The organism is Micromonospora sp. NPDC092111 (genome assembly GCF_044755745.1).
GTDB lineage: Bacteria > Actinomycetota > Actinomycetes > Mycobacteriales > Micromonosporaceae > Micromonospora.
The window spans coordinates 169,924-193,002 of sequence record NZ_JBIVRQ010000004.1; the positions used below are offsets into that span (position 1 = coordinate 169,924).

A 23,079-nucleotide genomic window follows, 5' to 3' on the forward strand; every position below is an offset into this window, starting at 1 on the left:
GGTGGATATCCACCCGAGATACCCATCGACGAGGTAGCCCACCACGTTGGCCGGGAACACCGGCCGCCCCACCCCGCCCGAGACGAGTCACCCACCGGCGGACCCGCACCGAGGGGTACGGGTCCACCGCCGTCGCGCCGGTTCGGTCGGTACGGGTGCTCGTTGATCGGGCGAAGGAGGAACGACCCGACGACCGGGGCGCAGGTGCCTACTGACGAGCCCCGGTCTCACCGGAACCTCTGGCGCCGGGTACGAACCTCACGGCGCGGTGACCGCGCCACTCAGCGTCTCCGAGGTGATCTCGCCGACCCGGCTGTTCACGAGCACCTGGAAGTGGGTGTTGGCGTCCTGGTCGGCGAGCACCAGCGACATCCGCCCGGTCCCGGGTTGGGCCGGTACGACGATGGACGCGGTCACCGGCTCCAACCAGGAGTAGTTGTCCTCCCAGTGCCGACGCAGATAGCTGAGCGTGACCAGGTACGACGTCTCGTCGGTCGCGTTGTCCGTCCAGGCCAGTCGCAGTGTGCTCCGGTTGTAGTTGCTCTCCGCCGACAGCACCAGGTCGGTCGGCTTCGACGGCCGCGAGTCCACGCAGCCCAGTGGCACGGACGGTGCCGCCGGCGTGCTGCCGTCCGGCACGTTTCGGGCGGTCGCGCACAGCCGCCGGACCGGCCCGGTCGGCGGGACGACGACGGTGTGCGTGAACCCGATCGGCCCGGCCGGCAGCCGAACCCGGAAGTCGCTGGCCGGCTTGGACGCGACCAGCGCCCCGTCGAAGGTGATGTCGACGGTGACCGGCCCACCGTTGCTGTCGGTGGCCCACCCGGTGATGCCGAGAATTCCATTGTCCTGTACCCCGGTGGCCTGGGCCGCCCCGGTGGGCGCCTTGTCGGTCCGGGCCGGAGGCGGCGGGGGCGGCGGGGGCTCGCATCCCATCGGGTTGGTCTCACAGATCGGGCTGGCACTCGCCGCTCCCGACGTCGCCAGCACCCCGAACACCAGGAGAAGGGCAACGGCCCGGGCAATCGTACGTTTCATGGGGAGAATCACCACACGATCGACTTGGCGTCCGCTTGGCGTCGGCTTGGTGACCACCTGCCGCCCGACTCGGCGCACCTGCTTGGCGCGGGGGGTCACGAGAAGCGCCGCCGGCCCGGGACTCGGGAACGGCGGAATCCCTGGTGGCCGAGCCGACGACACCCGTCCACGAACCGCCGAGCGCGGGCGCTCCCCCGACGCCGGCACCGGGCTTCATCCTGAGCGGCATGGTGTCGGAAGACTACGCGGCAGCGCAGGCCAGGACGACGAGGGACGCCCGGACTCTCCGGGATGTCTGCGCCGCCGACTGACCACGGACGCCGCCGTCACCGGCGGCGTCCGCGACTGGTCCGGCAGCTCGGGTCAGGGCAGCGCCTTCAGGAAGGGGCCGTGGCTGAGCCGGAACTCCCAACTGGAGAACCGGTCCCAGTTGATCGACCAGGTCATCAGACCCCGGAAGCCGGGGTTGGTGCCGCTGCGCGGGGTGTAGCCGCCGCAGTTCTGGCCCTTGACCAGGCAGGTCACCGCCTGTTGTACGCCCGCCGGGCCGAGGTGCCCGTTGCCGGCGTTGGTCGAGGCGGGGACCCCGAAGGCGACCTGGTCCTCCCGTAGCGGCGGGAAGACGGCGCTGGTGTTCCCGGCCACCGGGAAGCCGGCGAGCAGCATGTCGGTCATCGCGATGTGGAAGTCCGCGCCGCCCATGGTGTGGTACTGGTTGTCCAGCCCGACGATGGGGCCGGAGTTGTAGTCCTGCACGTGCAGCACCGTGAGGTCGTCGCGCAGCGCGTGGATCACCGGCAGGTACGACCCGGCCCGGGGGTCCTGTCCACCCCACGGGCCCGACCCGTAGAACTGGTAGCCGAGCTGCACGAAGAACGTCTCCGGTGCCATGGTCAGCACGAAGCCCGCCCCGTAGCGCTGCTTGAGGGTGCGGATCGCCGAGATCAGGTTGACCACGACCGGGGTGGTCGGGTTACGGAAGTCGGTATCCCCGGCGTTGAGGTAGAGGGAGTGGCCCTCGAAGTCGATGTCCAGCCCGTTGAGGCCGTACCGGTCGATGATCGCGGACACCGACCGGACGAACGTGTCCCGGGCGGCGGTCGTGGTGAGCTGCACCTGCCCGTTCTGGCCGCCGATCGACAGCAGCACCTTCTTCCCCTGCTGCTGCTTGGCGCGGACCGCCGCGGTGAACTCCGCCTCGGTCTCGACGTTGGGGCACTCGGTGACCGGGCAGAGCTGGAAGCGGATGTCACCGGAGGTGACCGAGGTGGGTTCGCCGAAGGCGAGGTTGACGATGTCCCAGTCCGCCGGCACGTCGGCCATCCGCAGGTAGCCCGCGCCGTTGGCGAAGCTGGCGTGCAGGTAGCCGATCAGCGCGTGCTTGGCCAGCCCACCGGCCGGTGGGCTGGTGGGCGGCGGGGTGGTCGGGGGCGGGGTGGTCGGGGGCGGGGTGGTCGGCGGCGGGGTGGTGGGGGTGCCGCCGCCGCACGGGGCCCCGTTGAGGGCGCAGTCTGTGGGGGAGCCCGCGCCGGTAACCAGGAAGCCGAACGACACCGAGGCGCCGGGGGCGACGGTGCCGTTCCAGGACCGGTTCGTGAAGGTGTGCCGCTGGCCGGCGCTGCTCACCGTGGCGTCCCAGTAGGTGCCGAGCGTCGTGCCGGGCGGCAGCGTGAAGGCGACCTGCCAGCCGGTGATGGTGCTCGGGCCGCCGTTGGTGATGGTGTAGCGACCCTCCCAGCCGGTGCCCCAGTCGGAGGTCTTGGTGAACACGGCCGTGGGACCGGCGGCTCGGGCCGGGGTGGCCAGGGCCAGGGTCGCCGAGGTGGCGGTGACGAGGGCCGCCAGGACGGCCAGGAGCGGTGTTCGGAGACTGCGCTGCATCCGCTTTCCTCACGGTAGGGGGTTGCCCCGCCGGAGGGGTATCGACGGGTGACTAATTATTAGGTTTGTTAACTGTAGTTGTCCAGGCAGGATCCGCAGGCCGGACGGGCGGCACCGGCCGGGCGGCACCAGGTCGGCGGCGGGGGCGGCGGGCGAGCGGCGGCCACCTGCGGGGAGCGGACCCAGCGGCCGGCGGGTCGGCGATCGCGGCGGGTGTGCCCCGGGTCACTCGACCACCTTGTCCAGGAACCCGGCCAGGTTCGCCGCGATGCGCTCGATCTTCTCCGCCAGCGTGATCGACTCGTGCAGCCGACCGCCGAGCCCCGCCACCTTCCTGCCGCGCAGGTAGAGCGAGCAGGCCAGGTCGGCGCAGATGTAGACGCCCACCGAGTTGCCCTGCTGACCGCTCCGCCCCGCCTTGCGGGCCGTCATCAGCGAGACGCCGCCGCCGGTGTGCGTGGTCAGGCACAGCGAACACATGCTGCGCCGGGTCTGCCCGGCCCGGGGCGACGCCAGCCGCAGCGCCACCCCCACCAGCCCGACGGCGGACCCGGCGACCAGGTAGGCCCGCTGCGGCGCGGCCGGGTCCCGCCAGCCGAGGAAGTCCAGGTCACCCCACGGCCGTTCGGCCAGGTCCCTGGGCATGGCCAGGCGCTTCGACTCACCCTTGGTGCAGTTGACGAACGATGCGCGGATCTGCTGCTCGGACAGGGGTTCCATAGCCGAAACCGTACCGCCACTAGGAGAAAGCGTCTAATGATTAGGTGGTAACCTAGAGTCCCTAGGTTGAGGGCAGGGGTAACGCATGACACGTGCGAGGGTGACCGTCGAACGCCTGACCCAGGCGGCGGCAGAGCTGGCCGACGAGGTCGGCTTCGAGAAGCTGACCGTCTCGGCGCTCGCCCGCCGTCTCGGCGTCCGGGACGCGAGCCTGTACTCGCACATCACCAACGCGCAGGACCTACGGATGCGGGTGGCGGCGCTGGCCCTGGCCGAGCTGGCCGACCGGGTCGCCGCCGCCCTGGCCGGCCGCGCCGGCAAGGATGCGCTGGTGGCCTTCGCGAACGCCTACCGGGACTACGCGAAGGAGCATCCGGGCCGGTACGCCGCGGCACAGATCGAGCTCGACCCGGAGACGGCAGCCGCCAGCGCGGCCCGCCGGCACTCGGAGATGACCCGGGCGGTCCTGCGCGGCTACCCGCTGCCCGAGCCCGACCAGACCGACGCGGTACGGCTCCTGCACGGCACCCTGCACGGGTACGTCAGCCTGGAGAAGGCGGGCGGGTTCCGCCACCATCCACGCGCGGTGGACGCCTCGTGGCGCAGGTCCCTGGACGCCCTCGACGCCGTCCTGCGCAACTGGCCGCCCGCCTGACGACCCCGTTACCCGGGCCTGGGAACGGCGTGGCGCACAGCGGTGCCGCCCAGGGCCGGGCAGGGCTCGTCCGGCGATGTACGCGCACCCGACGGGGCGACCGGAGGCGTACGGCGGGGAGGAAAAGGTCGACGGTTCGGCACCTGTCGGCACCGCGCCGGGCCTGGTTCGCTGGTCAGCAGTTGATCACCGTTCACCCCAGCAGAAGGCAGGCCAGATGTCGATCCTCCGCCGTTCCCTCGCGACCGCTGCCGCGGTCCTCGCCACCGGCGCCGTCGCCCTCGTCGACGCGTCGCCCGCACTGGCCAGCACGCCGGCGAGCTGCTCCAGCGTCCGGCAGATCGGGACGACCCGGGTGCTCACGGTCGGCGGCATGCAGGCGGCGTCGGTGAAGCAGTACTACGGCTGCGGCTACAACTACGCCTACATCTACGTCTGGGAGCAGTACCGCGCCTCGCACTCCACCTGGGACCTCTACGTCCACGTCATCGACGAGTCGGACAGCGGCACCGACTACGGCGTGGGCGAGCTGAACAACACCAGCCGGACGGAGTTGTGGGGCAAGCCGGCCAACACGGCCGCCCACTGCACCCACGTCACCGGCTACCTGAACTCGACCGGCGGCTCGACCAGCACGGTCTGCTGAGCCGGCCGACCGTCACTCGGCCCGGGTCCCCCATGCCGGGGACCCGGGCCGGTGGCGTCATCGGGTCGGAGGCGAACGGGCCACGGGTGCCGTCCCACGCCATCGGTAGCATTCAGCGGCGATGGTCCACTCAGAACAGTCGGTGACATACCCAGGGTCGTGCCTCGGCGTCGAGGGCTGCACCGACGCCGTCGAGGTGGGTCGGGGCGGCTTCGGCGTCGTCTACCGGGCCTGGCAGCCCGCCTTCTCCCGCTCGGTGGCGGTGAAGGTGCTCGCCGCCGACTGGCACGGCCCGTCCCGCGCCCGCTTCGAGCGGGAGCTGCGGGTGCTGGGCCGGCTCTCCGACCATCCGCACATCGTCACCCTGCACCAGGCCGGTCGGACCGCCGCCGGCCACCCGTACCTGCTGATGGCGTACGAGGAGGGTGGCTCGCTGGGCGACCGGCTGGCCGGCGGCGCGGCGGGCGACTGGGCCGAGGCGGTGGCCGGCGGGGTCCTGGTCGCCGGTGCGCTGGAGACCGCGCACCGGGCGGGTGTGCTGCACCGGGACGTGAAGCCGGAGAACATCCTGGTCTCCGGCTACGGCGAGCCGAAGCTCGCCGACTTCGGGCAGGCCCGCCCCCGGTCCGGGCAGTCGGGCGGCACTCGCGGCCGGGTCACCGCGAGCGTGCTGCACGCCGCCCCGGAGGTGCTGCGCGGCGAACCGGCCACGGTCGCCGCCGACGTCTACTCGCTGGCGTCGACCGTGCTGCACTGGATCCGGGGCACCCCGGCGTTCGCGCCGGCCGAGGGCGGTTCGCTGGCCGCGTTGCTGCGCCGGATCACCGTCGACCCGGTGCCCGACCTGCGCCCGCTGGGCGTACCCGACGGGGTGTGCGCGGCGCTGGAGCGGGCCATGGCCAAGGATCCTGCGCTGCGCCCGCCCACCGCCGCCGCGTTCGCCGAGGAGCTGCGCGCGGCGCAGGCATCGGCCGGGCTGGTGGTCACCCCGTTCGTCCTCGGCGACGCCGGCGCCGGGCGACGGCCGGGCGGCCCCACCCCGGGCCGGTGGCTCGCCGAGCGTCGCCGGGCCGCGCTGGTCCTGTCGGCCACCGTCGCGCGCCGGCCACCCCGGGTACGCCGGCACGCGCTGCTCCGCGCGGTCGGGCTGGCCGCCGCGCTGGCGGCGGTGCTCGCCACCGGCTGGTCGCAGGCCCTACCGACGCCGGCACCGGTGGTCCTGCCGGCGCGGCTCGCCTTCGGCGCGCAGGAGGTCAACCGCGATTCGCCGGAGCAGGTGCTGGTGGTACGCAACCGCGACGACCGGCCGGTCCGGCTGACCGGGGTCGGGGTGACCGGGCCGTCCCGCGCGGACCTGCGGATCGTGGCGGACGGGTGCAGCCCGCGCCCGCTGCCCCCGGGCGCCCGCTGCGAGCTGCGGTTGGTGGCCACCCCGCTGGCGGTCGGGCCGATCCGGGCGGCGCTGGAGCTGAGCGTGGCCGGCCGACGGCTCTCCACCACGCTCACCGGCGCCGGTCAGCCGCGCCCGGCCAGCCGGGACGACGCCCCGCCCGGCCCCTGCTACGCCGACGCCTACCAGGTCGGCGCGTCGGCGTACGGGTACGCGGGCGGGCTGAAGGCGATCTCCGTCAAGCAGTACTGGTCGCCGGGCTGCCGGGCCACCATGGCGTACGTCTGGGTGTGGAAGCAGTACCGGGACAACGTGGCGACCGACGGCGGCACCTGGTCCGTGGCGCTGGGGGTCGGGGACGCCGGGGGCACGTCCCGGCAGCGGGCCGCCGGGCAGCCGTACGAGCTGTGGACCGAGCCGCACCGGTCGGCGGGCCGGTGCACCACCGCCACCGCGACGCTGACCGAGACGCGGTCGGGGGCGGCGACCTCGGCGGCCACCGGGGCGTGGTGCGACCGGTGACCGAGGGCTGGTTCGAGCTGCACCTGGCGGGGTCGAGCCGCCAGGTGCCGCTGCCGGCCGGAATGCTGACCATCGGTCGGGCCCCCGGCAACGAGCTGCCCATCGACAGCAAGCTGGTCTCCCGCCTGCACGCGCTGGTCGAACGCTTCCCGTCCGGCTGGACGATCCGCGACCTGGGCAGCACGAACGGCACCACGGTCAACGGCGGCCCGCTCCGGGGGGCACGGCTGCTGCGCGACGGCGACCGGGTGGAGATCGGCCCGGCCCGGCTGGTGTTCCGCGCCCCCGCCCAGCTCACCGGCACCCGCACGGTCGGGGTCGAGCCGGCACCGCCGGCACCGGCGCTGACCCGGCGGGAACGTGACCTGGTCACGGCGTTGTGCCGGCCGTACGTCGAGGGCGGCACCGCCTTCCCGGAGCCGCCCACCGTGCGCGTGCTGGCCACCACGTTGGGGGTCAGCGAGAGCGCGGTCAAGAAGCACCTGACCCACCTGTACGACAAGTTCGGGCTGGTCAGCAACGACGATCGGCGGCGGGCCCGGCTGGCCGGCGAGGCCGTCCGGCGGGGCGCGGCGGTGCCGGCCGGGAGCTGACCGGCGTGTGCCCTCCGGGCCGCCGCCCCCGTGGCCCGAAGGGCACACTCCCCCCAGTTCGACGGGCGTCGCTCCCGCCGCGAGGGCGGGACCGGCGCGACCGTCCGGAAGGAATCACAGCAGCGCGGGCGACCCGGCGACAGGTGTCGGAACGGGGAGGTTCCCGGGCGCGGTCAGCGCCGCAGGCCCATCCCGGCGTACCCGTGGGAGACCTGATCGCCCGGCTCGCCGTCGGGCCGCCACCCGGCCGTCTGCACCAGTCCCGGGTCGACCAGGTCGTACCCGTCGAAGAAGCGCAGGACGTCGGCGTGCGGCCGGGGCACCAGCGGGGCGCTGCTGCGCCGGTAGACGGCCTGTCCCTGCTGGGCCACGGCCGGCGGGATGCCGTCGAAGGTCAGGTGGGAGACGACCAGCGGGCTGCCGGGGACGGTCGCGTCCCGCAGCCGGGCGACGGCGGCGTACGGGTCGTCGGCGTCGGTGACGAAGTGCAGCACCGCCACCAGCAGTACGGCGACCGGCCGGTCGAAGTCGATGGTGGCCCGGACGTCGGGGTGGGCCAGCAGGTCGTCGGGCCGGCGCAGGTCGCCCCGGACGACGGTGGTGCGGCGGTCGACCGGCAGCAGCCGCCGGGCGTACGCGACGGCCACCTCGTCGTAGTCGACGTAGACCACGGTGGAGTCGGGGGCGACCTGGCGGACGATCTCGTGCACGTTGCCCTGGGTGGGCAGCCCCGCGCCGACGTCGAGGAACTGGCGTACCCCCAGCTCGGCGGCGTGGCGTACGGCCCGGCGCAGGAAGTGGCGGTTGGCCTGGGCGGCCACCCCGGTGTCCGGGAAGATTCGCAGGACCTGCTCGGCGGCGGCCCGGTCGGCGGCGAAGTTGTGGCACCCGCCGAGGAAGTAGTCGTACATCCGGGCCACGTTCGGCCCCTGCTCGGCGTCGGTCGGCGTGGTCACCGGGCCCTCCCCTGCCTCGCGGTCATCGTCGTTGCTTGATGTCTAGCATCCGGGGCGACGAAACGCCGACCCGCCGTGTCGGGCATCCGGCTGCGCCGGGGCGGTACGTCCCGGTATGACGGTGAGACGACCGTCGGCGAGGAGGTACCCGATGACCGCTGAGCGGGAGACCGTGGAGGTGGACCCGGCCCTGTTCCGGGCCGTGTACGACTCACCCGCCTCGCTGCCCGGACGGCACCGCTGGACCACGCCGGAACACGACGTACGCCGGCTGGAGAAGCTGCTCGGCATGCCGGCGCAGAGCATCGGGGCACCGCTCTGGGTCAGCGGCGACGAACCGGACTGCCCGAAGTGCGGCCGGCGGGTCACCTGGCTGGACATCGTCTCCTCGGCCCTGAAGGGGGTGCACGACCCGGCGATGATCGCCACGGTCATCCTCGGAGAACGCCGGTACGTCAACACCGAGGTCCCGGACGCGATCGGCGGGGTGCACTGCGTCGACTGCCACACCCCGATCGGCGGGCTGCGCAGCTTCAAGTGCCACAACTGGGCGTACGCGTTCGAGGAGCTGGCGGCCGTACGGGAGCGGATGGCCGGCGGGGTCGGCCGGCAGACGCCCTGACCGTCCCGCCCGACCCGCCGTGACCCGGTGACGGCCCGGCGCTCCGGCACCGGCCGGACGCCGGGCCGCTGTGGGCCTGCTGAGACGAAGGTCAGGGGCGACTCCTCACCATCGCACACTGTGCCCTGGTTCTCGCGTTTCCTACCCTCCCGTGGAGCTGAACGCGGTATGAACACTTGGTGAGGTGAGCCGTGGTGCAGACCGGCACGACAGATATTCCCGACATCAGCGTGGAGTGGTACCGCGACGTCGTCGAGGTGGCGGACGCCGCCCCGACCCCGGTGCAGTGGTTCGCGGTGCACTTCACCGAGGGGGTGATCCTCCTGCTCGGCCTGCTGCTGGTGGCCGCCGCCGCGCCCCGGCTGCGCCACGCCGACCCGTGGGGCCGGGCGCTCGCCCTGGTCGCGCCGGTCACCGTCGTCCTGGCGTACGGGTGCAGCGAGGCGCTCAAGTCACTGGTGGACGAGGACCGGCCGTGCCGGGTCGCGGGGCCGATCCTGGCCGGGCGGTGCCCACCGGTGGGCGACTGGTCCTTCCCGAGCAACCACGCCACCATCGCCGGCGCGCTCGCCGCCGCCGTGCTGCTGCTCTCCCGTCGGCTCGGGCTGGTCGCCGCGCCGTTGGCCCTGCTCGCCGCGCTCTCCCGGGTCTTCGTCGGGCTGCACTACCCGCACGACGTCCTCGCCGGCCTGCTGCTCGGGGTCGCGGTGACCCTGCTGGGCACCGCGCTGGCGGTGCACCCGGTGGCCGAGGCGCTACGTCGGCGGACCACCGCCGCCACCTCCGCCCCGCTGCCCGCAGGCCGCTTTCCCCGCCCCTGAGCCGGCCCTGCTCGGCGTCGGATTGCCGCCGGCCCGCAGGGTGCCGAAGCCACTGCCGAGCCGGCCCTTCCTCGCCCGCTGAGTCGGCTCAGCTCGCCAGTAGCAGGGCCACGCAGGTGCCGGCCACCAGGAACGGGCCGAACGGCAGATGGCTGGACCAGCCGACCCGGCGGGTCGCCAGCAGCGCCACGCTGACCAGGGCCGACAGCAGGAAGGTCAGGACCAGGCCGGTGACCGGCAGCGCCCAGCCGTGCCAGCCGAGCAGCGCGCCCACGCCCAGCGCCAGCTTGGCGTCGCCGAGGCCGAAACCGCGCCGACCGAGCAGCAGCGTGGTCGCGGCGAAGGCCAGGCCGAGCGCCAGCCCGACGGCCACCGACCGCAGCCACGGCCCCGGACCCGCCCCGGTGAGCGCGGCCACCCCGAGCAGCAGCCAGACGCCCGCCGCCGCAGGCCAGGTGAGCCGGTCCGGCAGGCGGTGCACCGCCAGGTCGATCAGCACCAGCGGGACCGCGCAGCCGAGCCACCAGGCCAGCGCCGCCCGCTCGGCCAGCGAACCGTCGACCAGCGCCAGCACCGCCACGGCCACGGCCAGCACCGCCTCGACCGCGAGCGGCGGCGCGCCGACCCGGGCCCGGCAGTCCGGGCAGCGGGCCGTCGGGCCGAGCGCCGGCAGCGGGCGGGCGAGCCCGACCGGTGCGCCGCAGCCGTCGCACCCGGCTCTGGTCGCCGACCCCGTGGGTACGGCGTACCGGGCGACCAGCAGCCGGAGCACCGGTACGACCGCCAGGGTCGCCAGGACCCGCCGGGCCGGCGACACGGAGGGTAGTCCTCCGACCGGGCTGGCGTAACGGTCCGGTGTCGAAACGGTGTCCGGGACGGGTGCGGACGGCGCCTCGACCGCCCCGCGCGGCTCCTCGGCGGCACCCGTCGCGCCCCCCGGACGGATCGGACGAGATCGATCGACAGGCCGCAAATCCCCGGGTGACGCGACCGCTTCGACGACCGGGTCGATCCGATCGGTGCGGACCGGCCCACGATCGGGTGCCACCAACCGCACCGGCCGGCCCCCCTGGACATCGCCCACGCCTGACCGCCTCCGATCATCACTCAACGTGTTCGGTTGAATTGCCTCTGTTGCATCGGCGCACGTCAGCCTATGCTCGCCCCTTGGGTACGACGCAACCCCCGAGAAGCGCGTCGGAAGCCACACCAGACACCCACGCTCCACAATTTCCATAAGATCCGCACAGGTAAATGCGACAGCATCCCTGAACGAGGTCCGGACGGCATCATCCGGGCGCGCTGTCGCATGCCCGGAGACTGCCGGGATCGCAGTCGCCGGGTGTACCGAGGAGGGCACGGCATTGCGTACAGGGCATCCCCGCCGCTGGACCACCTGCCTGGTCATCGCCGCAGTCGCCGGCTCCACCGCCGGCTGCGGCGACCCGCCGGATACCGCCGCCGCACCCGCTCGCCGGCCGGCCAGCGACACCCACCAGCCGACCGTGGCGGAACGGGCGGCGGAGCAGGCCGCCCTGGCCGCGTACGCCGGCTACCTGGAAGCCTCCCGGGAGGCGAGCCGGGACAGCGACCCCCGCCATCCCAAGCTGACCCGGTTCCTGGCCGACCCGCTGCTCACCCGGGTCCGGGTCGCCATCGACGACACCCGCCGGCACGGGGCGGTGCGCACCGGGACGCTGCGGTCCGACCCGACCGTGACCTCGGTCAGCCTGGACGGCGTCCCGCAGACCGTGGAGATCCAGGACTGCCTGGACTCCACCGGCTACCGGCTGGTCTACGTCAAGGACAAACGGGTGGTGCCGGGCTCCGGCGGCAGCCGGTACCTGGCGACCGCCACCGCGACCCGGTACCCGGACGGCCGGTGGCTGATCAACTCCGGCGCCGCACACGAGGACCAGCCGTGCTGACCTGGGGAGGAGGGCGCGTCCCGACCCGCCCCGCGCGGGCCGGGACGCCCCGCCGGCTGCTCGCCGGGACGCTGCTGGCCCTGCTGGTGGCCGTCGTCGCGCCCCCACCGGCGCAGGCCGCGGGCCCAGGTGCCGAGTGCCCGCCGGGCCAGCACGACTGCAACGTCTGGGACGACGACCCGGGCGTGCCCGGCGGCCCGGGCGGCCCGAACGACCCCGGCGGCTCCAACGGCCCGGGCGCCACCCCGAAGTGCCAGTGGAACGGCAAGCCGCTGCCCTGCTACAACCCGTTCCTCGGCTGGTTCAACAACGCCAACGGCTGCTACTACAAGCTGGCCGAGCCCCAGCCCGACGCCCCGGCCGGCCAACAGTGGTACGTGCAGACCTGCAACGGCGGCGACCTGGGTGCCCAGACGGTCGTGCTGCTCGACGACGCGCCGCCCGGTTACGGCGCACCGCCGGATCCGGAGGAGCTGGCCCGCCGGGCGCTCGCCTCGATCAGCCTGCTGCCGCCCCGGGCGTCGGTCGCACCCCGGCGCAGCCAGGGTCCCGGCCTGGTCGGCCTGCCGGTCTGGATGTGGGCCAGCCCCGGCCCGGCCTACTTCGGCCCGCTCCACGCCCGCGCCAGCGACCGGGGCCTGACCGTCCGGATCACCGCCAAGGTCAACCGGATCGTGTGGACCATGGGCGACGGCAAGAAGATCACCTGCCGGGGTGCCGGCACCCCGTACGAGGTGAACGGCCCACACGCCGGCAAGCCGTCGCCGGACTGCGGCTACAAGACCGGTTACCCCCGGGCCGGCACCTACCGGGTCAGCGCCACCACCTTCTGGAACGTGCACTGGACCGGCGGCGGCCGGAGCGGCGACATCGCGCAGACCCGGACCAGCGGCACCGTCGAGATCCAGATCAAGGAACTCCAGGTGGTGACCCGGTGAGCGTGCGGTGCGCACCCGTCCGACGACCGCTGCGGTCGCGTACGGAGATGGCAGCGGTGAGCGCGAGGCGTACGCCGGTTCGGCGAGCCCCGCAGGCGCGAACGGAGATGACACGGTGAGTCTGGCTACCACCCGCAACGGAATCCCGGTGGACGCCCCGGTCGCCCCACCCAAGGTGGTCCGGCAACGCCGGACCCGGCCGGGCCTGCTCGGCCTCGCCGTGCTGCTGATCGCGTTGGGCGGCCTCGGCGCGGCCTTCGCGGTCACCTCGGTCCGGGCCACCGGCAGCTACCTGGCGGTCGCCCGCCCGGTCGAGGTGGGCCGCACCCTGACCGCCGACGACCTGGTCAGCGTGCAGGTCTCCGGGGGCGCGGGGCTGTCCCCGGTGCCGGCGAAGAAGCTGGACGAGGTGGTCGGCAAGCGGGCCGCCGTGTCGCTCGTCCCCGGTTCGCTGCTCACCATGGGGCAGCTCACCGACGCCCCGCTGCTCGGCCAGGGGCAGCAGCAGATCGCGCTGGGCCTGGAGCCGAGCAAGGTGCCGGCCCGCAAGCTCCACCCCGGCGACAAGGTGCTGCTGGTCAGCACCCCGGACCAGAACACCGACGAGCAGCCGTCGGGCACCCGGTTCACCGGCACGGTGATCGACGCGGTCGCCCCGGACAACGACGACGTGGTGGTCTACCTGGCGCTCGCCGTCCGCGACGTCCCGGCCGTGGTGGTGCTGGCCGCCCAGGACCGGATCGCCCTCGTACTGACCGAGGCGGCCTGAGCATGGCGATCATCGCGCTGGTCTCGGCGAAGGGCTCACCCGGCGTCACCACCACGGCGTTGGCCTGCACGCTGAGCTGGCACCGGCGGCTGGTGCTCGCCGAGTGTGACCCGGCCGGCGGGTCGGTGCTGGCGGGCTACCTGGGCGGCGTGCTGGACGGGCCGCGCGGCATCGGCGAGCTGGCCGTCGGCGAGCTGCGCGACGGCAGCCTGGAGGCCACGTTCTGGTCGCAGCTCGTCGACCTGGACGCGCCGAGGCGGGAGCGGCTGCTGCTGCCCGGCGTGGTGGACCCGGCCCAGGCCGGCAGCGTGGCCCCGCTGTGGCGGCGGTTCGCCGACTTCTTCGGCAGCCTGGAGAAGGGCCAGCCCGGCTACGACGTGATCGTCGACTGTGGACGACTTCAGGTGTCCGGGCCACCATGGCCGCTGCTGCGGGCCGCCGACGTGGTGCTGCTGGTCACCCGGGCACAGCTACCCGACCTCTCCGGCACCCGGTCGATGATCCGGGCCATCGAGCGGGATTTCACCGACCACCGGGTGCCCCAGGGCACGCTGCGGCTGCTGGTGGTCGGCGACGGCCACGGCAAGGGCGAGATCAGCAAGACCCTGGGGGTGCCGGTGATCGCCCGGCTACCCGAGGACCGGCGTACGGCCGAGGTGCTCAGCCTCGGCGGCACGGTGCGGGCCGGACGGCCGCTGATGCGCGCCGCCGGCGCGCTGGAGGTGCCGGTCCGGGCACTGCTGGACCGGCGGCGGGCGAGGCTGGCCTGGCCGGTGCCGGTCCAGGGGGTGCCGGATGCGGTTTGAGCCGGTCTCCCACGACCCGCGCGCCCAGCAGCCGGGGGCCACCTCGACGATCCCGCCGATGCCGCCGGTGAACGGCCGGCACCATGCCGCCGCTCCGCCGGTCGCCCCGCCCACCCCCACCCCCGTTCCCGCCCCGCCGCCCCGGCCGAAGGTCGACTTCGCCGTGGTCCGCGAGCTGCGCCGGGAGCTGAGCGAACGGCTCACCCAGTGGCAGCGCGGCCGGGAGTTCGACGCCGACGCCGAGGAGGTCGAACGGGCCCGACTCGCGGTCGCCGTGGTCTCCGGGTACGCCGACGCGGTGCGCCGGGCAGGAACCCCGCTCACCGCCGACGAGGAACGCCTGCTGCTCGACCAGGTAACCGCCGAGCTGGTCGGGCTGGGTCGGCTCCAGACGCTGCTGGTCGACGACACCATCGAGGAGGTGCACATCCTCGGCTGCGACCAGGTGCGCATCACCCGGCACGGCGGCGGTGTCGACTGGGGCGAGCCGATCGCCGACAGCGACGACGAGTTGGTGGACATCCTCCAGGCCGCCGCCCGGCGGGCCGGTGCCACCGAGCGTTCCCTGTCGACGTCCAAGCCGACGCTCGACCTGCAACTGCCCGACGGCAGCCGGCTGGCGGCGGTGTTCCTGGTCAGCCACCGCCCGTACGCGGTGATCCGCAAGCACAACACGCTGGACGTCAGCCTGGACGACCTGGCCGGCAGCCGCCCCGACCTGGACGAGATGATCGACCCGCTGCTGCGCGACTTCCTCCGCGCGTCCATGCGGGCCGGGTTGAACATCATGGTCGCCGGGCTGGCCGGGGCGGGGAAGACCACGGTGATCCGGGCGCTGATGGACGAGATCCCGCCCGACGAGCCGTACGTGCTGCTGGAGGAGAGCCGGGAGCTGCTGCCGGCCCGGCGCGGGCAGAAGCACCGGGCGGTGATGAGCTTCGAGTCCCGGGAGGGACACGGCGAACGCGGCATGGACGGTCGTCCGGCCGGCGAGGTGAGCATCGCCGACCTGATTCCGGTGTCGCTGCGGATGGGCGTACTGCGGATCATCGTCGGCGAGGTCCGGTCCCGGGAGATCGTGCCGATGCTCCAGGCGATGACCACCAGCCGTGGGTCGATGTGCACCATCCACGCCCGTACCCCGGCCGGGGTGAGCGAACGGATCATCGAGCTGGCGCTGGCCCACGGCCGGGAGATGACCGTCGACCAGGCCCGCCGGATGGCCGGCAACGCCCTCGACCTGATCGTCTACGTCACGGTCGAGGACGAGACCGCGATCGGCGGACGCAAGCACCGCTTCGTCTCCCACGTGGAGGAGGTGATCGGGGTCGGCGAGGCCAACCGGATCACCACCACCAGCGTCTTCGGCCCCGGCCCGGACGGCCGGGCCATCCCCCGCCACCTGCCGGAACGCATCCGGGGGCAGTTGCTGCGGGTCGGCTACGACGCCCGGCTGCTGGCCCGGTTCATCGAGGCCGGGGCGGGCGCGTGGCGTCGCCCCCGGCACAGCCGCCTCGCCCCGATGGTCCGCCGATGAGCACCATCGAACTGCTCGCGGTGGTTTCCGGGGCGGCCTGCGTCGGCGGCATGGTGCTGGCCGTGGTGGCGCTGTTCGGCACCCGCACGCCGGTCCGGCCGGCCCGGACCTCCGGCAACGGGCTGCGCCGGCTCTGGCTCGGCGCGGGGACGAGCCGCCGCGACCAACGGTCCCACCAGGTCATGCTGGGTGCGGCGGTGGTGGCGGGCGCGCTGGCGTTCCTGCTGACCGGGCTGCCGGTGGTGGGGCTGATCGTGGCGGTGGCGGTGCCGGGCGTGCCGTGGCTGTTCGCGGTGGGCCGGGCCGAGGAACGGGCGATCGCCCGGATCGAGGCGGTCGGCGAGTGGACCCGCCGACTCAAGGACGTCTCCAACACCGGGCAGGGCCTCCAGCAGGCCATCATCGGCACCATCGCCACCGTCCCCGACGAGATCCAGGAGGAGGTACGGCTGCTCGCCGCCCGGCTCCAGGCCGGTTGGCTGGCCCGCTCCGCCCTGCTGGCGTTCGCCGACGAGATCGGCGACCCGGTCTGCGACCAGGTGGTCGCCGCGCTGATCCTGCATCTGACCGACCGGGGTGAACGCCTCGGCGACGTACTCGGCTCGATCGCCTCGGCCGCCTCCGCCGAGGTGGCTACCCGACGCGAGGTGGAGGCGAAGCGCACCCAGCCCCGGTTCGCGGTCCGCTTCCTCACCGGGATGACCCTGGCCGTGCTGGCGTACGGCCTGGTCAACACCGAGTACGTCCGCCCGTACGGGACGTTCTTCGGCCAGGTGCTGATGGCGCTGCTCGGGGCGGCGTTCATCGCCCTGCTGGTGTGGGTGCGCTCGATGAGCCAACCCCCGCCACCGGCCCGGTTCCTGCCGGCACCCGACCCGGCGGAGGTGGCCGCGTGATCCTCAACTGGCAGCTCGCCACCGCCGTGCTCGGCGGGGCCGCCATCGGGCTCGGCCTGTTCCTCCTGGTCCGGGAGGCGCTGCCGGCCTCCCCGGCGCTCGGCCCCGCACTCCGCCGGCTGCACCAGCCGCCGGGCACCGCCGTCGCCGCCCGTCGGGGGCCGGACTGGCTGGGTGGCTTCTCCCGCTGGCTCAGCCCGCCGCACCGCCAGCTCGCCCTGCTGGATCAGACCCCCGAGCAGTACGCCATGTCGATCCTGCTCTCCGCCCTGGTCGGGCTGGCCACCCCGACCGTGGCGGGCGCGCTGCTCTTCCTCGCCGGGGTGGGCATGCCGGTGGTCGTACCGGTGCTGGGCAGTCTCGGGCTGGCGCTGGTCAGCGCGCTGCTGGCGCACCGCGCGGTGCTGGCCAAGGCGGACGCCGCGCGGGACGAGTTCCGCCAGGTGGTCTGCACCTACCTGGACCTGGTGGCCCTGCAGTTGTCGGCGGCGCACGGTCCGGTGCAGTCGCTGGAGCGCGCGGCGGCGGTCTGCGACGGTTGGGTCTTCGAGCGGATCCGCGAGTCCCTGCGGATCGCCCAGATGCAGATGCACTCACCCTGGGACGAGCTTCAGGAGCTGGCCGAGAAGATCGGCATCCCGGAGCTGGGCGACGTCGGCGCGATCATGCGGTCCTCCGGCAGCGAGGGCGCCCAGGTGCACGAGACGCTACGCAGCCGCGCCGAGTCGCTGCGGGACCAGATCCGCACCGACAACCTGGCCCGCGCCGAGGGGATCACCAGCCGGCTGGACATTCCCGGTTCGCTGCTGGTCTTCGTCCTGCTCGCGTTCGTCCTCTATCCGTTCGTCGCCCGCCTCTGAACAGTCTGTCCGAGAAGGAGCCCGGCCATGCAACTTGTCACATTCCTCTACGTCGCCACGGTGACCCGCCTGTCGGAGCTGCGCCGGGAATCGGAGCGCGGCGACAGCCCGGTGCCGACCGCGGTGATCATCGCCGGCCTGGTGGCGGCCGGGATCGCGGTCACCGCCCTGGTCACGACCAAGGCCAAGGCCTGGATGAACGGCATCCCGACCAAGTGATCCACACCCGCCCGGCAGAGACGTCCCGGGACCGGGCGGCCCCCACCGCCCGGTCCCGGGGCACCGTCCCGGCCACGCCCCCACCGGCGCGGCGGGCCGACCCTGGCCGGGCGGCGCACCCCGCGTCCCGGGTCCGCGCCCACCTGCGGGCCGTCCACCGCCGGCTCACCGCCGGGGGTACGGACCGGGGCGCCAACCCGGTTGAGCTGGCCGTCGTGATGCCGGCGGTGCTGGTGCTGCTCTTCGCCTCCGTCCAGGTCGCCGTCTGGTTCGTGGCCCGGTCGACCGCGTTGAACGCCGCGCAGAGCGGGGTGAACGCGCAGCGGGTGCTCCAGGCGCCGGCCGGGGCGGGCGAGGCCCGGGCCAACCGCTTCCTGCGCACGGCCGGGGACTGGCTGGTCGGCGCGAGGACCCAGTGCGCCGCCACCGCCACCCAGGTGACCTGCACGGTCACCGGACGGTCGCTGACCGTTGTCCCCGGCGTCCGGTTCCAGGTACGGCAGACCGCGCACGGCACGGCCGAACGCTGGACGACCCCATGACCGCCCACCCGGCCCGGCCCGCCTGGCCCGACCTGATGACCGCCGACGTCGACCGGCGGGCCCGGCCCGACCTGGTGGCCGCACGCACGGACCGGCAGGCCCGGCCCGACCCGGTGACCGCACGCACGGACCGGCAGGCCCGGCCCGACCCGATGAACGCCAGCCCGGCCCGGCGTACCCGGGGGTCGGTTTCGGTGGAGGTGGCCGTGCTGGCCCCGGCGTTCCTCACGCTGGTGGTGCTGGCCGGGGTGGTCGGCCGGGTCGCGGTGGCCGACCAGGCGGTGGAGGCCGCCGCCCACGACGCCGCCCGCGCCGCCTCGATCTCCCGCAACGCCAGCACGGCGGAGAGCGCCGCCCGGAACGCGGCCCGGCAACAACTCGACTGGCGGGGCCTGAACTGCACGGGCGCGCCGCAGGTCTCGGTGTGGGGGTCGACCCTGAGCAGCGACCACACGTCGCTGGGCACGGCGTTCGGCCGCCCACTGGGCGAGCCGGTCAGCGTCTGGGTCAGGGTGACCTGCACGGTCTCCTTCGCCGACATCCGCTTCCCCGGGCTGTCCCCGGGCACCAAGCGGGTCGAGGCGACCTTCGCCTCTCCGCTGGACCGCTACCGGAGCCGGCCGTGACCGCCCGCCGGGTACGCGACGAGGGCCGGATCAGCCTCTTCCTGGCCGTCACCATGCTCGGCGTACTGGCGATCATCGGCGTCGCGTACGACGGCGCGGGCCAGCTACGCACCCTGCAACGGGCCGACGACCTCGCCGCCGAGGCGGCCCGCAGCGGCGGGCAGGTGATCGACCGGGCCGCCGCGATCGCGGGTCGCCCCAAGGTGATCGACGAGCGGGGTGCCCGTACCGCCGTCGCGCACTACCTCGACGACAACCCCGACGTGACCCGCTACGCGGTGAGCTTCCCCGTGGTGGCCGGCGAGAAGCAGATCCGGGTCAGTGTCACCGTCGTCTACCGCCGGCACATGCTCGGCCTGATCGGCATGGCTCGCACCGTCACCGTCTCGGGCGAGGCCACCGCGCGCACGCTCACCGACAGACCGTAGGAAGGAAGGCCGCCATGACCGTACGGCGTGGTTCCGCCGCCCGACGTACCGGGCAGTTGCTCACCGGCTTCGGGTCGCTGGTCGTCCTGGTCGCCCTGCTGGCCGGCGCGCCGGTGGCGCTGCTGGCCTTCGCCGGTAACCCGCTGCCGGACCACCTGCCCACCCTCGCCGAGGTGGGCACCACGCTGACCAGCCGGGACGACGGTCAACTCTTCCTGCGGGCGCTGGCGGTGCTGGGCTGGTTCGGCTGGGCGACGTTCGCCATCTCCGTACTGGTGGAGTTGGGTGCCCAGGCGACGCGCCGGTCGACGCCCCGGCTGCCCGGGATGAGCCGGCAGCAGCGCGCCGCGGCGGCCCTGGTCGGCTCGGTCGCCCTGATCATCGCGGCGAGCCCGGCGGCGAGCGCGGCCGCGGCGCTGACCCAGCCACTGCCGGCCGCCGCCGGTACCGGCGTGGCGACCACGCTGACGGCACCGCACGCCTCCGGCCCCGCCCTCGCCGCTGGTCCTGTCCTCGCCACCGGTTCCACCCTCGCCGCTGGTCCTGCCCTCGCCGCTGGTTCCGCGCTCGGTGCCGGTCCCGCCGTCGCCGCTGGTCCCGCCCTCGCCGCCGGTTCCGCGCTCGGTGCTGGTCCCGCCGTCGCCGCTGGGCCCGCTCTCGGTTCGGCTCCTGGTGCCGGTCCCGCTCGTGGTGCTGCCCCCGACGCCGAACAGCCGGCGGCGAAGCCGGTGTACAAGGTGGCCCGGGGCGACTACCTGGGTGAGGTGGCGGAACGCTACCTGGACGACTTCGACCGCTACCAGGAGGTGGCCCGGCTCAACCACCTGCGCGACGCCGACCGGATCCGGCCGGGCCAGCTCATCAAGCTGCCCGCCGAGGCGGACGACGCGGGTGCCCGCCGGCACGCCACCGGGCACCTGGTGCCGACCACCCCCCGGAAGCCGTCCCCGCACCCCCCGGCGGCGACGCCCGGGACGCCGACGCCGGGCGGCCAGGCCGGGGTGCCGCAGCCGGGCGGCCAGCCCGGTCCGCAACAACCGGGCGGGACGGTCGCCTCGCCCACGCCGGGTAAGCCGACGCCGACCGGCAAGGTCGGGCCGGCCACGCCGCAGACCGCACGGCCGCAGACCGCCCAGCCGCCCGCGCACCCGCCCGCCGAGCGGCCGGCCGGGGTGCCGCCGGCGATGGCTGCCGGGGCCTCCCGGGCCGGTCAGGACAACGGGATCAACCGCCCGCTGGCCGTCTCGGCGGTACTGGCGGTGGCCAGCATCGTCGGCGCGCAGATCGGTGCGGTGCTCGGCCTACGCCGCCGGCCGGTCCAGGTGGTGGCCGGACGTACGTCGGCCGCCCGGATGTCCGCCGCCCGCACCTCCGGCGGTCGGCCCTCCGGCGGTCGGACGTCGACGGGGCGGACCATGGGCAGCCGAGCCTCCGCCGCCCGGGACCTGGTCACCGGCCGCCACCGCCGCGACTGACCTGGGGGTACGCGAGCAGCATGCGCAGCGCCCGACTCATCGACCCCGCGCCGACCAGCCGGGCGTGAGGACGCAGCAATCGCCCCGACCCGCCCCGGCCCGGCCCGGCCCGAGCGGCAGCTAGCCGGCCCGCTGCCCCTGACGCTCGACCTGCGTCGGGCGGCCCGGTCCAGTAGTGCCCGGACACCGCCGGGCGTCGCACCGCCAAGATCGTGCTCGATCCAGGATGTAGTGGCCTCCACGGCCCGGGATGCCACTACATCCACGTTCGAGCACGATCTTGCGGGCAAGCGGGCGGGCGACAGGCGGGCGGGCATCCGAACGAGGGGAGCGGGCTGGCGGGCGTCCCGGCGAACAGGCAGGCGGGCGGGCGAGGGAGCGGGCTGGCGTCCCGGCGAGCGGGCGTCCCGGCGAGCGGGCAACCGTCCCGACGAGCGAGCGGGCATCCCGGCGGGCGAGCGGGCGGGCGTCCTGACGAGCGAGCGGGCATCCCGACGAGCGAGCGGGCGTCCCGGCGGGCGAGCGGGCATCCCGGCGGGCGAGCGGGCGGGCGCGTGGGCGGGGCGGGTCAGGGCAGGCGGGTCTGGAGGATGTTGTCGACCACGCGGGTGGGCAGGATCTGCTGGTCGGTACCGGACGGCCCGTGCATGACCTCGCCGCCGTTGAGCCGGAACGCGGAGCCGTGCCAGGGACAGACCACGCACGCGTGCCCGTCGATCTCCTGCACCTCGCCCTCGCCGAGCGGGCCGCTCTGGTGCGGGCAGCGCTCCAGCATCACGGTGACCTCGTCGCCGTGCCGGTAGAGGATCACCGAGACGTCGTCCACCTCGCGGGTGATCAGCTTCCGCTGCGGGAGTTCGGCCAGGTCGGCCACCGGCTGCCACTGGTCACCCATCCGGTGCAGCTCGGAGACGCTCTGGCTGGCCTGTGCCCCCTGCTTGTACGCCAGGTGCCCACCGAGGTACGCCCCCGCGCTCGCCGCGCTCAACCCGAGGTACGCCAGTGCTCTACCGGTGCCGTGCCGGCCGCGCAGCCGGGCGGCGAGGGAGCCGGCGTACAGGGTCAGGCCGATGGTGTTGGCGGCGGCGTGGACCAGCCCGACCCGGCGCTGGTCACGGGAGAGCTCGGCCCAGTCGTTGAGCCCGGCGACGGCGGCCGGCACCGCGCTGACGGTACCGAGCGCGACCAGGGTGGTGGCCGCGCGCCGTTGACCGGGGAGCAGGTCGACCACCGCCGCGCTGAGCCAGGCACCCACCGGCACCTGCACCATCGCCGGGTGCAGCGGGTGGCCCAGGAAGACGCCGTGCAGCAGGTCACGGACCCGCTGGGGGCGCAGCGTCGCCTGCACGGCGCGTTGCAACCGGTCGCTCACCCGGTCCAGCGCGGTGGTCTGTTCCAGTTTCGTCATCAGCGCTCGCACGTTCCCCGACTTCCCGGCATGAGCGGCGGCAAACCGGGCGGCGGGGACGAATCCGTCGCGCCGCCGACCATCCCGGTGACCGGACGGCAACGGACGGCAACGGACGGCAACGGATGGCAACGGCTGGCACGGGAGGGCATCCATCGGGACCAGCGGGGCGTCCGTGTTCCTCGGGTTGGCCGCCGCCGTGCCGGTGACCTCCACGATCGGGCTCGGCTCGTGACCCAGCCAGGTCCGGACCAGCCCTTGCCCGCAAGACGCCGGGGTGGCCGGAAGGAAACCGCGCGCTGGTCGGCCGGGCGGTGGCCTGACGACGCCCAGCGACGGGTACGACCCGGCCGACTCCTGCCCGCAGGACGCGCCCGGCGGAGGTGACACGCCCACAGCATGTGGTGTGTTGGCTTTTTGCGACCCACTACATCTAGGATCACTGGCACTGCTGGTGCGACACGTGTGTCCGCCAGGCTCCGGCGTCCGCCAGGCGTCGGGCCGAACAGGGAACCCGGTGCGAGTCCGGGACTGCCCCGCAGCGGTGAGCGGGAACGACCGCCGTCATTCGAGCACTGGGCCCGACGGGGCCCGGGAAGCGACGGCCAGTAGGCCAAGCGCGGAGACGCGCCTGCCCGTGAGTCCGAAGACCTGCCAGCAGGGCGCGCCCGACCGGGTGCGCGTACCACCTCGGGGTCCCGTGGGAGGGCCGTCGAGCCGTACGGAGCACCGCCGGCACACCGACCGGCGGGGATCCGGCGTGCCGTCGTGCCCTCCTGCGGTCCCACACCGACGACCCAGGA

24 protein-coding genes and 1 riboswitch are annotated in these 23,079 nt (G+C 74.3%); of the genes, 18 read left to right on the forward strand and 6 right to left on the reverse strand.

Annotated elements, in window-relative coordinates:
* Positions 1-258: 258 nt before the first annotated feature.
* From ACIQG9_RS11375 to ACIQG9_RS11385, 3 genes are all read right to left on the reverse strand, one after another.
* Positions 259-1,038, reverse strand: a complete 780-nt coding sequence (locus ACIQG9_RS11375; RefSeq protein WP_400400437.1) for a hypothetical protein — start codon at positions 1,036-1,038, stop codon at positions 259-261.
* 363 nt (positions 1,039-1,401) lie between these two features.
* Complete coding sequence (locus ACIQG9_RS11380; RefSeq protein ID WP_400400440.1) at positions 1,402-2,919, reverse strand: chitinase; 1,518 nt, start codon at positions 2,917-2,919, stop codon at positions 1,402-1,404.
* Positions 2,920-3,144: 225 nt separating this feature from the next.
* On the reverse strand, positions 3,145-3,639 hold the full coding sequence (locus tag ACIQG9_RS11385; RefSeq protein WP_400400442.1) for an FBP domain-containing protein: 495 nt from the start codon (positions 3,637-3,639) through the stop codon (positions 3,145-3,147).
* A 100-nt stretch (positions 3,640-3,739) separates the two neighbouring features.
* On the opposite strand from ACIQG9_RS11385, the gene ACIQG9_RS11390 reads away from it, so the two are divergent.
* From ACIQG9_RS11390 to ACIQG9_RS11405, 4 genes are all read left to right on the forward strand, one after another.
* Complete coding sequence (locus ACIQG9_RS11390; RefSeq protein ID WP_400400445.1) at positions 3,740-4,294, forward strand: TetR/AcrR family transcriptional regulator; 555 nt, start codon at positions 3,740-3,742, stop codon at positions 4,292-4,294.
* A gap of 217 nt (positions 4,295-4,511) precedes the next feature.
* Complete coding sequence (locus ACIQG9_RS11395) at positions 4,512-4,940, forward strand: hypothetical protein (protein ID WP_400400448.1); 429 nt, start codon at positions 4,512-4,514, stop codon at positions 4,938-4,940.
* A gap of 142 nt (positions 4,941-5,082) precedes the next feature.
* Entirely contained in the window at positions 5,083-6,852 is a 1,770-nt protein-coding gene (locus ACIQG9_RS11400) for a protein kinase (protein WP_400400450.1), read from the forward strand.
* Complete coding sequence (locus ACIQG9_RS11405) at positions 6,849-7,445, forward strand: FHA domain-containing protein (RefSeq protein WP_400400452.1); 597 nt, start codon at positions 6,849-6,851, stop codon at positions 7,443-7,445. The genes ACIQG9_RS11400 and ACIQG9_RS11405 overlap by 4 nt, the downstream gene beginning before the upstream one ends.
* 173 nt (positions 7,446-7,618) lie before the next feature.
* Here ACIQG9_RS11405 and ACIQG9_RS11410 read toward each other — a convergent pair whose 3' ends face one another.
* The gene (locus ACIQG9_RS11410) at positions 7,619-8,401 is read right to left on the reverse strand and encodes an SAM-dependent methyltransferase (protein ID WP_400400455.1); all 783 of its coding nucleotides are present in this window, start codon (positions 8,399-8,401) and stop codon (positions 7,619-7,621) included.
* Between the two features lie 151 nt (positions 8,402-8,552).
* Here ACIQG9_RS11410 and ACIQG9_RS11415 point away from each other — a divergent pair, with 151 nt between their 5' ends.
* A complete protein-coding gene (locus ACIQG9_RS11415; RefSeq protein WP_400400458.1) occupies positions 8,553-9,023 on the forward strand; it encodes a hypothetical protein in 471 nt (156 codons plus the stop codon).
* A gap of 194 nt (positions 9,024-9,217) precedes the next feature.
* Positions 9,218-9,844, forward strand: a complete 627-nt coding sequence (locus tag ACIQG9_RS11420) for a phosphatase PAP2 family protein (protein ID WP_400400460.1) — start codon at positions 9,218-9,220, stop codon at positions 9,842-9,844.
* Positions 9,845-9,932: 88 nt separating this feature from the next.
* Here the strand turns inward: ACIQG9_RS11420 and ACIQG9_RS11425 are convergent, their stop codons facing one another.
* On the reverse strand, positions 9,933-10,661 hold the full coding sequence (locus ACIQG9_RS11425) for a prepilin peptidase (RefSeq protein ID WP_400400463.1): 729 nt from the start codon (positions 10,659-10,661) through the stop codon (positions 9,933-9,935).
* 547 nt (positions 10,662-11,208) lie between these two features.
* Here ACIQG9_RS11425 and ACIQG9_RS11430 point away from each other — a divergent pair.
* The 12 genes from ACIQG9_RS11430 (at position 11,209) to ACIQG9_RS11485 (ending at position 20,868) form a co-directional block, all read left to right on the forward strand.
* On the forward strand, positions 11,209-11,772 hold the full coding sequence (locus ACIQG9_RS11430) for a hypothetical protein (RefSeq protein WP_400400466.1): 564 nt from the start codon (positions 11,209-11,211) through the stop codon (positions 11,770-11,772).
* Entirely contained in the window at positions 11,766-12,710 is a 945-nt protein-coding gene (locus tag ACIQG9_RS11435) for a hypothetical protein (protein WP_400400468.1), read from the forward strand. Before ACIQG9_RS11430 ends, ACIQG9_RS11435 begins: the two co-directional genes overlap by 7 nt.
* A gap of 115 nt (positions 12,711-12,825) precedes the next feature.
* Positions 12,826-13,479, forward strand: a complete 654-nt coding sequence (locus ACIQG9_RS11440; RefSeq protein WP_400400471.1) for an SAF domain-containing protein — start codon at positions 12,826-12,828, stop codon at positions 13,477-13,479.
* Positions 13,480-13,481: 2 nt separating this feature from the next.
* Positions 13,482-14,285 (forward strand): ParA family protein, encoded by an 804-nt coding sequence (locus ACIQG9_RS11445; protein WP_400400473.1) that lies wholly within the window; start codon positions 13,482-13,484, stop codon positions 14,283-14,285.
* Positions 14,275-15,822 carry a CpaF family protein gene (locus tag ACIQG9_RS11450; protein ID WP_400400475.1) on the forward strand — a complete coding sequence of 516 codons (1,548 nt, stop codon included), beginning with the start codon at positions 14,275-14,277 and terminating at the stop codon, positions 15,820-15,822. Before ACIQG9_RS11445 ends, ACIQG9_RS11450 begins: the two co-directional genes overlap by 11 nt.
* Positions 15,774-16,718, forward strand: a complete 945-nt coding sequence (locus tag ACIQG9_RS11455) for a type II secretion system F family protein (protein ID WP_400400477.1) — start codon at positions 15,774-15,776, stop codon at positions 16,716-16,718. Before ACIQG9_RS11450 ends, ACIQG9_RS11455 begins: the two co-directional genes overlap by 49 nt.
* Positions 16,718-17,578, forward strand: a complete 861-nt coding sequence (locus ACIQG9_RS11460; RefSeq protein ID WP_400400954.1) for a type II secretion system F family protein — start codon at positions 16,718-16,720, stop codon at positions 17,576-17,578. The genes ACIQG9_RS11455 and ACIQG9_RS11460 overlap by 1 nt, the downstream gene beginning before the upstream one ends.
* Positions 17,579-17,605: 27 nt before the next feature.
* Positions 17,606-17,797, forward strand: coding sequence for a hypothetical protein (locus tag ACIQG9_RS11465; RefSeq protein ID WP_400400479.1), 192 nt, complete (start codon positions 17,606-17,608; stop codon positions 17,795-17,797).
* A gap of 143 nt (positions 17,798-17,940) precedes the next feature.
* Positions 17,941-18,339 carry a TadE family protein gene (locus tag ACIQG9_RS11470; RefSeq protein WP_400400956.1) on the forward strand — a complete coding sequence of 133 codons (399 nt, stop codon included), beginning with the start codon at positions 17,941-17,943 and terminating at the stop codon, positions 18,337-18,339.
* A gap of 152 nt (positions 18,340-18,491) precedes the next feature.
* Positions 18,492-18,965 (forward strand): TadE family protein, encoded by a 474-nt coding sequence (locus ACIQG9_RS11475; protein ID WP_400400958.1) that lies wholly within the window; start codon positions 18,492-18,494, stop codon positions 18,963-18,965.
* Between the two features lie 53 nt (positions 18,966-19,018).
* The gene (locus tag ACIQG9_RS11480) at positions 19,019-19,393 is read left to right on the forward strand and encodes a hypothetical protein (RefSeq protein WP_400400960.1); all 375 of its coding nucleotides are present in this window, start codon (positions 19,019-19,021) and stop codon (positions 19,391-19,393) included.
* A 14-nt stretch (positions 19,394-19,407) separates the two neighbouring features.
* On the forward strand, positions 19,408-20,868 hold the full coding sequence (locus ACIQG9_RS11485; RefSeq protein WP_400400481.1) for a LysM peptidoglycan-binding domain-containing protein: 1,461 nt from the start codon (positions 19,408-19,410) through the stop codon (positions 20,866-20,868).
* Positions 20,869-21,436: 568 nt separating this feature from the next.
* On the opposite strand, the gene ACIQG9_RS11490 is transcribed toward ACIQG9_RS11485, so the two are convergent.
* Positions 21,437-22,288, reverse strand: coding sequence for a Rieske 2Fe-2S domain-containing protein (locus ACIQG9_RS11490; protein WP_400400484.1), 852 nt, complete (start codon positions 22,286-22,288; stop codon positions 21,437-21,439).
* A gap of 492 nt (positions 22,289-22,780) precedes the next feature.
* A riboswitch (cobalamin riboswitch) is annotated at positions 22,781-22,929 on the forward strand.
* Positions 22,930-23,079 lie beyond the last annotated feature (150 nt).

What these genes read in the sequence shown, in the direction of transcription:
- ACIQG9_RS11375 (WP_400400437.1), bottom strand. Translation starts at nt 1,038, where the DNA reads ATGAAACGTACGATTGCCCGGGCCGTTGCCCTTCTCCTGGTGTTCGGG.
- ACIQG9_RS11380 (WP_400400440.1), bottom strand. Translation starts at nt 2,919, where the DNA reads ATGCAGCGCAGTCTCCGAACACCGCTCCTGGCCGTCCTGGCGGCCCTC.
- ACIQG9_RS11385 (WP_400400442.1), bottom strand. Translation starts at nt 3,639, where the DNA reads ATGGAACCCCTGTCCGAGCAGCAGATCCGCGCATCGTTCGTCAACTGC.
- ACIQG9_RS11395 (WP_400400448.1), top strand. Translation starts at nt 4,512, where the DNA reads ATGTCGATCCTCCGCCGTTCCCTCGCGACCGCTGCCGCGGTCCTCGCC.
- ACIQG9_RS11415 (WP_400400458.1), top strand. Translation starts at nt 8,553, where the DNA reads ATGACCGCTGAGCGGGAGACCGTGGAGGTGGACCCGGCCCTGTTCCGG.
- ACIQG9_RS11445 (WP_400400473.1), top strand. Translation starts at nt 13,482, where the DNA reads ATGGCGATCATCGCGCTGGTCTCGGCGAAGGGCTCACCCGGCGTCACC.
- ACIQG9_RS11450 (WP_400400475.1), top strand. Translation starts at nt 14,275, where the DNA reads ATGCGGTTTGAGCCGGTCTCCCACGACCCGCGCGCCCAGCAGCCGGGG.
- ACIQG9_RS11465 (WP_400400479.1), top strand. Translation starts at nt 17,606, where the DNA reads ATGCAACTTGTCACATTCCTCTACGTCGCCACGGTGACCCGCCTGTCG.
- ACIQG9_RS11475 (WP_400400958.1), top strand. Translation starts at nt 18,492, where the DNA reads ATGAACGCCAGCCCGGCCCGGCGTACCCGGGGGTCGGTTTCGGTGGAG.
- ACIQG9_RS11480 (WP_400400960.1), top strand. Translation starts at nt 19,019, where the DNA reads ATGCTCGGCGTACTGGCGATCATCGGCGTCGCGTACGACGGCGCGGGC.
- ACIQG9_RS11485 (WP_400400481.1), top strand. Translation starts at nt 19,408, where the DNA reads ATGACCGTACGGCGTGGTTCCGCCGCCCGACGTACCGGGCAGTTGCTC.